Source organism: Coprococcus hominis (ex Arizal et al. 2022) (assembly GCF_040094675.1).
Classification (GTDB): domain Bacteria; phylum Bacillota; class Clostridia; order Lachnospirales; family Lachnospiraceae; genus Coprococcus_C; species Coprococcus_C hominis.
The window spans coordinates 1-9035 of the sequence record NZ_JBBNHG010000004.1 but is presented as its reverse complement, the minus strand read 5'-3'; the positions used below and the strand labels follow the sequence as shown (position 1 = coordinate 9035).

At 43.8% G+C, this 9035-nt stretch carries 6 protein-coding genes; 2 read left to right on the top strand and 4 right to left on the bottom strand.

Going from position 1 to position 9035, the window contains the following annotated elements; translation table 11 throughout:
* Window positions 1-141: 141 nt before the first annotated feature.
* Both AAAT93_RS00075 and AAAT93_RS00070 read right to left on the bottom strand, forming a co-directional pair.
* Window positions 142-1251: a hypothetical protein gene (locus tag AAAT93_RS00075; protein WP_227573612.1), complete on the bottom strand. Its 1110-nt coding sequence runs from the start codon at window positions 1249-1251 to the stop codon at window positions 142-144.
* 186 nt (window positions 1252-1437) lie between these two features.
* On the bottom strand, window positions 1438-3789 hold the full coding sequence (locus AAAT93_RS00070) for a hypothetical protein (RefSeq protein WP_227573611.1): 2352 nt from the start codon (window positions 3787-3789) through the stop codon (window positions 1438-1440).
* A 283-nt stretch (window positions 3790-4072) separates the two neighbouring features.
* On the opposite strand from AAAT93_RS00070, the gene AAAT93_RS00065 reads away from it, so the two are divergent.
* A complete protein-coding gene (locus AAAT93_RS00065; RefSeq protein ID WP_227573610.1) occupies window positions 4073-5563 on the top strand; it encodes a helix-turn-helix domain-containing protein in 1491 nt (496 codons plus the stop codon).
* A gap of 18 nt (window positions 5564-5581) precedes the next feature.
* On the opposite strand, the gene AAAT93_RS00060 is transcribed toward AAAT93_RS00065, so the two are convergent.
* Together AAAT93_RS00060 and AAAT93_RS00055 are read right to left on the bottom strand one after the other, a co-directional pair.
* Window positions 5582-6199 (bottom strand): sugar O-acetyltransferase, encoded by a 618-nt coding sequence (locus AAAT93_RS00060; protein ID WP_227573609.1) that lies wholly within the window; start codon window positions 6197-6199, stop codon window positions 5582-5584.
* Window positions 6200-6215: 16 nt separating this feature from the next.
* Window positions 6216-7226 carry an acyltransferase family protein gene (locus AAAT93_RS00055; protein ID WP_021985990.1) on the bottom strand — a complete coding sequence of 337 codons (1011 nt, stop codon included), beginning with the start codon at window positions 7224-7226 and terminating at the stop codon, window positions 6216-6218.
* 201 nt (window positions 7227-7427) lie between these two features.
* On the opposite strand from AAAT93_RS00055, the gene AAAT93_RS00050 reads away from it, so the two are divergent.
* The gene (locus tag AAAT93_RS00050; RefSeq protein WP_227573608.1) at window positions 7428-8750 is read left to right on the top strand and encodes a sodium-dependent transporter; all 1323 of its coding nucleotides are present in this window, start codon (window positions 7428-7430) and stop codon (window positions 8748-8750) included.
* The last annotated feature ends 285 nt before the right edge of the window (window positions 8751-9035 follow it).

Genomic DNA, 9035 nt, shown 5'->3' with positions numbered 1-9035 from the left:
TTCCTTTACACTTACTACTATTAACTTTTAAAGAAGTCTGAGATGGCGGGTATGGAATCTCAGATTACAATTGACGTGCATAAAAAAGAGACATTATGATCACTCATAATGTCTCTTCCAATCTTCTGTTATGTATTCCGATTAATGCACATATGCTGCTGCACCCGGTGCTGCCGGCAATGGGTTTGGAGCATCCTCACCCTTTGGAATAATCACGATCTGAATTGCTTCCAGTCTCTTTGCTAAACCGGATGTACCTGCGATTGAGCCATTCTTTGCCCAACCGAGCCAGCCATAAGTCTGTGCATGTACACGATAGTATACATCATAGTACTGTGCCAGCTGGCCTGTTAACTGAATACGGATTGCCTCCAGACGCTTTCCTTCTCCTCTTGTTCCAGATGCTGCTCCATTATACTTCCAGCCCTGTGACCAGCCATAAGTCTGTACATGTGTTGCATATGCAATACCACCGCTGATATTATTCAACTGTGCATTGTTTACCTTGATCGAGATTGCTTCGAGTCTCTTTCCCTCTCCGCTTGTTCCGGAGATAGAACCATCACTTACCCATTTCTGGTTACCATATGACTGTACATGTGTCATGTAAGAAACTGCACCTGAACCATTGGTTGTCGGGTTCTTACCCATATCTACGAATCCACCACCGATCGTTCCATCAAAGCCCTCGTAATCCGTTGGATAATCTGTCTTTGGCATAATGATAATCTGGATTGCTTCCAGTCTCTTTGCCTGTCCTGCAGTTCCTGCATAAGCACCATTCTTTACCCAGCCAAGCCAGCCATAAGTCTGTGCCTGTACACGATAATAAATATCATACTTGTTCTTGTTTGTACCAGTCAGGCGGATCTGAATTGCCTCCAGACGTTTTGCCTCTCCACTTGTACCAGATGTTTCACCATCTTTTTTCCATGTTTTCTCCCAGCCCTTTGACTGAATATGTGTACGGTACTCAACGCCAACACCATACCCTGGCTCTACAATGATCTGGATTGCTTCCAGACGTTTTCCTGCTCCGACTGTTCCGGATGTTCTTCCGTTCAAAGTCAATGTTCTCTCCCAGCCTTTTGACTGTACATGGGTTCTATACCCAACATTCGGATAACGCTCACCCTCGCTGTTATACCAGTATGCTTCCGATGTAATGCCATTTGTCATTACAAGTCCGACCAGCATCATGAATGCCATCAGGACGGCTGTCACCCTTTTCCAACATTTTTTGCCTCTCATCCCTTTAAATCCTCCTTTTTTATCCTACGTTTCCATGGTTATTAAAACTATATAGCCAGAAACTATATTTAGTATAACACATGATAATAAATTTGCAATAACTTTGTTTTTTTTACATTCTATTTACAAAACAAAAGAAGGAGCACAAGCAATACCTGCGCTCCTTACCGTCAAAAACAACGTTCTTTATTTCACTGTTAAATTTGGATATCCATCTTTAATCATCGCTTTCAACATTGATTTCATATTATCCTTCGACTCGTTGTATCCATTCTCATATCCATCAATAAGCGTATACAGATATCCCTCAAATACCGAATCGTACTGTGTTGCCTTTGATCCATCAACCTTGACTGCTACATTATACCATGTCTGCAATGGATTTGCACCTCCCAAAATCGGAGTTGCACCCTTTCCATTCGCAATCATCTTCTGAACGGCCGCCTTGTTGTTTACAAAATCCAAGGTCTCGTCCTGAATCTTATACATCACATCGGTATCACAGCAAAGTGTCTTTAATACAAGCGCTGCAAGCTCTTTGTTTGGACACTTATCCGTTACAGAAAGATATGTACCACCCCAATTATAAGCGGAAGGGCCTGCACAGATATTTCTCTTTCCTGCTGTAGCGGAACCACTTTCCTCATCGTTGATTGACCAGTATACAAACCAAGGGCATCCGAAATAGCCAAATACATCCCCTGTGAAATCACGCTGCCAGCCATCAGTCCAAGGATCATTCTTGTTTGTATAACCATTGTCGATCAATTGCATTGCCAGCTCTAAATATTTGTCAACAGCCGGATCAATCGTAACAGTACCATCATTTACCCATGCACTCTTTCGATCTGCCAATGCCGCATTCTGGATTTCCTTTGGTCCGGATACCATCTTATAGCCTGCCTGCTTCATCTTTTCTGCAGTCTGCATAAAGGCATCCCAATCCTTTACATATGTCTGTACCTTTGCCGGATCAGAAGTTCCAAGCACCTTCTGTGCAATATCTGTACGATAGACAAAACATCCCGGTGTTGCCTGCCAGCAAAGTCCTTTTAACTTGCCATTTACGGTTGCATGATCAATTGTGTACTGGAATGCATTGCTATAATCCTTCTTTGTAATACCAATGCTGTCCATACTCACAAACATGTCCGAAGACATAAAATATTTTGAAACATCCTCATCCATCGCTACAATCGAAGGAACCTTCTGACCGCCCTTCTGATATGCAGCTTCGATTTCTTTCTTGTATTCATCGCTTGTTCCGCCAAGTCCCAGATTTTCAAATTTTACTTTGTCTGCATACTGTGGATATTTATCTTTAAAATACTCCAGACGTTCTCCCAGCTCTGTGTTCCATGAATATACATAAATGATACTATTATCTACTGGCTCCGGTGTTCCCTGATAAGCCTTGGCATTGGAAGCTGCCGGCAATGCATTTGGAGCATCGCTGCCCTTTTCTACCAGACAGATCTGGATTGCTTCTAATCGTTTTCCAAGTCCTGCTGTACCTGCAGTCTCTCCGTTCTTTGCCCAGCCCATCCAGCCGTATGACTGCGCGTGGACACGATAATATACATCATAATAAGAAGAAATCGTGCCGGTCAGCTCAATTCGAATGGCTTCCAGACGTTTTGCCTTTCCGCTCGTTCCAGACATCTGACCATCCTTTTTCCATTCTTTCTCCCAGCCAAATGACTGTACATGTGTCTTATAACGGATACCTCCGGTATAGCCAAGCTTCGATGCATTTAACTTGATATAGATGGCTTCCAGACGCTTCGCCTCTCCGCTTGTTCCGGCAATACTGCCATCGCTTACCCAGTTCTGGTTTCCATAACTCTGCACATGCGTTTTGTATGTTACCACACCATTTGCATCGGATGTATTTGTCTTTGCTGTTCCGACAAATCCACAGCTTTCAGAGCCCTTTAATGACTCTCCGCTTGCATTGTACATGTAGACTGGAGATTCCCATTTCTGAACTATAATAATCTGGATTGCCTCCAGACGCTTCGCCTGTCCTGCTGTACCTGCTGGCTCTCCATTTTTTACCCAGCCCATCCAGCCATAGGTCTGTGCATGTACACGATAATATACATCATATAAATCTGCATTATTACCAGTCAGACGAATCTGAATTGCCTCCAGACGTTTTGACTGTCCACTTGTGCCGGATAACTGTCCATCATGCTTCCAGCCCTGCCAACCAATGCTCTGCACGTGCGTACGGTATTCAATTCCAATACCATAACCACCGTCTACATGAATCTGAATGGCTTCCAGACGTTTTGCCTTTCCAAACGTACCGGAAGATTGTCCGTCCTTCTTCCAGCTTTTCTCCCATCCAAATGACTGCACATGTGTCTTGTACATAACACTTGGAACAGTTACTTCGATTTCCCCGTCTTCTGTCCATGCAGTTTCTTTCCTCGCTGCTTCGGAGGTGATTCCATTTGTCAGAACCAATCCAAGCACCATGACGAATGACAACAAAAATGCAGTCAGCCGTTTCCAACATTTCATTGCTCTCATATAAAGCCCCCTTTGTTATTTTTTATTGACAAAGCAAAAAAGTCTGCAATTACGCAGACTTTTCCGATATGTGCAAGGAGTTTATATAATCATTGTCACAAACACGTATTACATTCTCCCCTTTTCTCCGTCTACCTTGCCAATACAGTTCCAATTATAAGAAAAAAATATGCATTTTCAATATGTGACAAAAAATGTGACGGTTTTTGTAATTTTTAGCGATAGCATTTTATATAGTTGTGTTTTAAAATATACATAGCATTAAAGTATAGTGAGGAAAATTATGGATACAATACAGGCTTTGATCAAGCACTACATCGAATCAAACGGATATACGGTATATTCTATCTCTCAGCAAAGCGGCCTCAATCGTACAACACTTCAGAAGATCTTATCCGGGCAAAGAAAAATCACAAAAGAAATCTACGAAAAGCTTCTTCCGTTTTTCGCACTTTCGCCGATTGACAAGGAAGAATTAGAACAGGCTTTTTTGATCAATCAGATTGGAACCGAGCGTTTCCAGACACATATGGAAATCAAGCGTATTTTGGAAATGTCCACATCGACGCTCTACCAGACAGACGATTCCCCTTATGATTTGGTTGTATCAAATGTCGATACCTGGTCGAACTGTATGTTGATTCAAGGCACCTATCAGATTGTAAACGCAATCTATTCTGTCGCCCTGAAAAATGTGACAACCGAAGATCATCCATTTATATATACATTTGCTGATATGAGTCACCCATACGCGTCTATCTTCTTCAAACCACTGTATCACCCAACCTTTCAGCCGTTGCATGTGAAGCACTTAATCGAATATCAGAAAACGCAGATGGACGGCGAAAACTATGATAATATACACAACATTCAGATTTTGAAGAATCTGCTGCCATCATTTGCCGCATTTCCTGGCACATTTGAAGTGCACTATTATTACTCTGCGCGAAATCGTTTTAAACAACAGGCAACCGCGTTCCCATATTATGTCATCACGAATACACACGTCATCCTGCTGTCCCCAACCTATGAGACAGCCTTGATATTGAGCGACAAAGCAATTCACGAGTATTATCTGCACAACTACGAGCAGCTTCTTGCCCGGTCAAATATCCTGACCTCTGGTGCGCAGACACCACTTGACCTGTTAAATGTATTAAATGGAGTAGATCCGGCATTAAACTATCCAATCTGCCTGAATATCCAGCCCACCATCGAGAAATATCTCACGCCGGAAATGATTGACAAATACATGTTGGAATCCCCTTACAAGGATGTCATCCGCGCCAAATTATTAGAACGGATCGGTCAGCTTACGAAGGAAAGCCATACGATTCTCTTCACGCTGGAAGGCTTAAAATTATTTACCGCGGAAGGAAAAAATGTGAATTTCCCGGATACGCTCGCTGCCCGCTTTGATATCGAAGACCGTATTTATATTCTCCGCAAATTTATAGAGGCAAACCAAAATGATACAGACTATCATTTTCTGCTATTAGATCCTTCCAAAATACATACGTCTCTGAATATTTCCATCGCGTTTACACCGCCATCCATGACGTTCCTGATGCTGGTACGAAACGATGGGAATTCCATGATTCTTCCACTGGAAGAGCGCACACTTTGCAGCAGTATCATGGACTTCATCCAGACGCTGCCAGAATACGGATATGTGTGCAGCGTAGAACAGACAAACCGATTTCTTCAGGAAGAAATCGAGCAATTAAAAAGCAGCTATAAGCGGCTGCAAGTCAGATATCAAAAAAGAGGGTAAGCTGCCCTCTTTTTTCATCTACCACAAATCTTCCCGATTTCGAATGGAATCTGCCTCCGTGATCTGCCGGATTACCTTACACGGATTTCCAACCGCCAGGGAATGTGGCGGAATATCCTTTGTCACCACACTGCCTGCACCGATCACACAGCCTTCCCCGATCGTCACACCACCTGTCACAACGACATTGCTTGCGAGCCAGCAGTTATCCCCGATCGTAATCGGCTTTGCGTACTCATCATCGTATGCCGTACCATCCGGCCTGAACTTGATGTCACGCTCCTGATAGCGAAACGGATGCATCGGTGTCACAAGCGATACATTTGGTCCGATGAAGACATTATTGCCAATATGCACCGGACAGGTATCTAACACTGTGAAATTAAAGTTGGCAAATGTATTTTCACCGATTGTCGTAAATTTCCCATAGTCAAAATAGATCGGTCCCTGCAGATACACGCCCTTCGCACAATCAGGGATCAGGTCACGCATCATCTGCTCCCGTGCTTTCTCCTCGGTGTCTGCAGTCTGGTTATAGGTCTGACACAGCTTATGTGCCTTTGTACGGATGGCAAGTAACGTCTCGTCCGACGAATCGTAGATCTTGCCTGCCAGCATCTTTTCCTGTTCTGTCATGTCTTGCACCTCTTTCTTAGTTCATAGTACATTCCTTATCTTTTCTTAAACGATGTTTTACGAATCCAACCAGATACATATTTCCTATTGCCAAAGCAAACGTACCAAGCCAAAAGCCAAGCACCTTTGTCAACATATCAACATCAGGGAAGAATCTCTCAATTACTCTCAACACTGCTATATGCCATACATATAACGGCATACTAAGCCTGCCCAGGCATGAGAAAAATCGACAGGACATATCCGGCACCATGCTCTGACCGGAAAATATAATCGTCACACTTACCACAAAGCACAACAGATTTCCACGCAGAAACTTAAAATGCGGGTAACAGGTCACAATTGGAAACACATATGTGATTACTTCCAGCACTGACAGCCACACCCTGCATGTTCGATTTAATGAAATCCCTCTTAACCAATCCGCCAACAACGCTATAGTCGCGCCCAGACACAGACCCGCAAATGTTCGTACCAATCGATTTGGAAACTCATGTGCACCATAATCATATGTATGAAGATAATAAAAAAGTGCTACATAAAAACAAATCATGCCAGATAACCGGCGATTCCGCATCATCAACAACAGGCAGAAAAACGGGAATACCAGACACATCGCTGATAAAAACCACATTGTAAACAACAACGATCCCTCCGGTGCAGCCTCAGACAGATATAGCATCTCAAACGGCATATTTTCAAATGACCGTATGAAGTTTCCAAATGCACCTTCTCCTATATAATGCCAATTCATAGCAATATATGTAATCAATATCGCTCCCGTAGTATACGGGAGAAACTGTACAAACTTCTTTCCCGTATACTCAACCGCTATTTTCACAGCTTCAAAGTGTTCCTGTGGTTCCTGTTTCTCGAAATGTCTCATTGTAAAATATCCGGTTATTATATAAAAGAACTCTACAAAAAACCAGCTTAGTTGAAATGGTCGGTCCTGATAGCCAAAATGTGCATTCATGATCAGCACAGCCCCCAGAAAACGCATAAGCTCTATTTTCCCGATTCTCATATTTATCTCCCATCAAAAAAACATTTTAATTTATTATGTATATTAGTATAGAATCCGTCAAAAAACAACCGCCTTTCCGTGCGTTTTTTATTATTCATTTTACATTTTGGCAGTTATACTGTATAGTAGATTTTAGATTTTTCATTTTCTGCATAGTTCGTGCGGAATAATTTTCAAAATATTCAGAGAGAGAGAAATTATATGAGCAAACGTGAATCTTTTACTAACCGTCTCGGTTTCATCCTCGCCTGCATCGGCTCTGCCGTCGGCATGGGCAATATCTGGATGTTCCCGACACGTGTATCCCTCTATGGTGGCGGATCGTATCTGATCCCATACTTTATCTTTGTCGTTTTGATTGCATCGACCGGTGTCATCGGGGAAATGAGCTTCGGACGAGGCACACGATCCGGCCCGATTGACGCCTTTGGTGCCGCATGTGAATCCCGCGGCAAACGAAAGGTCGGCGAAACGCTCGGTTTTATCCCGGTGCTTGGTTCTCTTGCGATGGCGATTGGGTATACCGTCGTCATGGGATGGATTCTGAAATACATGATCGGAACATTTACCGGAAGCACGCTTGCCCCGGACAATATCGATTCCTTCGCCGCATCGTTTGGTGGAATGGCTTCTGCCTTCGGCAACAATCTGTGGCAGATCATCGCACTTGTAGTTGCTGTTATAATCCTGATGTTCGGTGTCGGAAATGGTATCGAGAAAGCGAATAAGATCATGATGCCGGTGTTCTTCCTGCTGTTTTTGATCCTTGCAATCTACACGGCATGTCAGCCGGGCGCCATCGACGGCTATAAGTACATCTTCCGCGTCGAACCTTCCGCTCTGGCAAAGCCGGAGACATGGATCTTCGCTTTGGGACAGGCATTTTTCTCCCTGTCTGTTGCCGGAAACGGAACGTTAATCTATGGTTCGTATCTGCCGGATAACGAGGATATTCCTGCTTCCGCCGGTCGTGTTGCCTTGTTCGACACGATTGCCGCGATACTTGCCGCACTCGTGATCATCCCTGCCATGGCTACAACCGGTGCACAGCTTGACCAGGGTGGTCCGGGACTGATGTTTATCTTCCTTCCTAGCTTATTTAAGTCTATGCCGGGCGGACACATCGTAGCGATCATCTTTTTCGTAGCGGTATTTTTCGCAGGACTTTCGTCTCTGCTTAACTTATACGAAGCGCCAATCGCAACGGTGCAGGAAAAGCTTCACTTAAACCGCAAGCTCTCCTGTCTTCTCATCGGTGTCATCGGCGTGATTGTGTCCATCTGTATTCAGGGAATCGTATCCGACTGGATGGATGTTCTGTCCATCTACATCTGCCCGCTTGGTGCAGGTCTCGCCGGTATCATGTTCTTCTGGGTATACGGTAAGAACTATGTCGAGGAGCAGGTCAACCTTGGACGTAACAAAAAATTTACAGACAAGTATGTACCTGTCTGTAAATATCTGTACTGCCCGATCTGTATCCTTGTGCTGATCCTTGGTATCGCACTGGGTGGGATTGGTTAATGATTCGCATACATCCACTATATAGTTAACGCAATATAAAATGTGCAGAATCTTTGTATATATGTCCACAACCGCATCTCAAAATATCAGATGTATTGAAACTAAGAAGTACTAGGATGTTCTGTTGTACATCTTCTTATCGCACGCAAACGCCGCTCGGGTATCGCCCACTCGCATACGCTCGTCGGCAGGTTGTCGGGCGCATCCAAAATAGGAATCTGCGATTCCTATGCGCCCTCCGCTCGCCATCCATGGCTCAGTGGCGGCTTGTTTGAACATCGTGTT

Excerpts from the sequence above, each read along its gene's own strand:
- AAAT93_RS00075 (WP_227573612.1), bottom strand. The coding sequence starts at position 1,251 with ATGAGAGGCAAAAAATGTTGGAAAAGGGTGACAGCCGTCCTGATGGCA.
- AAAT93_RS00070 (WP_227573611.1), bottom strand. The coding sequence starts at position 3,789 with ATGAGAGCAATGAAATGTTGGAAACGGCTGACTGCATTTTTGTTGTCA.
- AAAT93_RS00065 (WP_227573610.1), top strand. The coding sequence starts at position 4,073 with ATGGATACAATACAGGCTTTGATCAAGCACTACATCGAATCAAACGGA.
- AAAT93_RS00060 (WP_227573609.1), bottom strand. The coding sequence starts at position 6,199 with ATGACAGAACAGGAAAAGATGCTGGCAGGCAAGATCTACGATTCGTCG.
- AAAT93_RS00055 (WP_021985990.1), bottom strand. The coding sequence starts at position 7,226 with ATGAGAATCGGGAAAATAGAGCTTATGCGTTTTCTGGGGGCTGTGCTG.
- AAAT93_RS00050 (WP_227573608.1), top strand. The coding sequence starts at position 7,428 with ATGAGCAAACGTGAATCTTTTACTAACCGTCTCGGTTTCATCCTCGCC.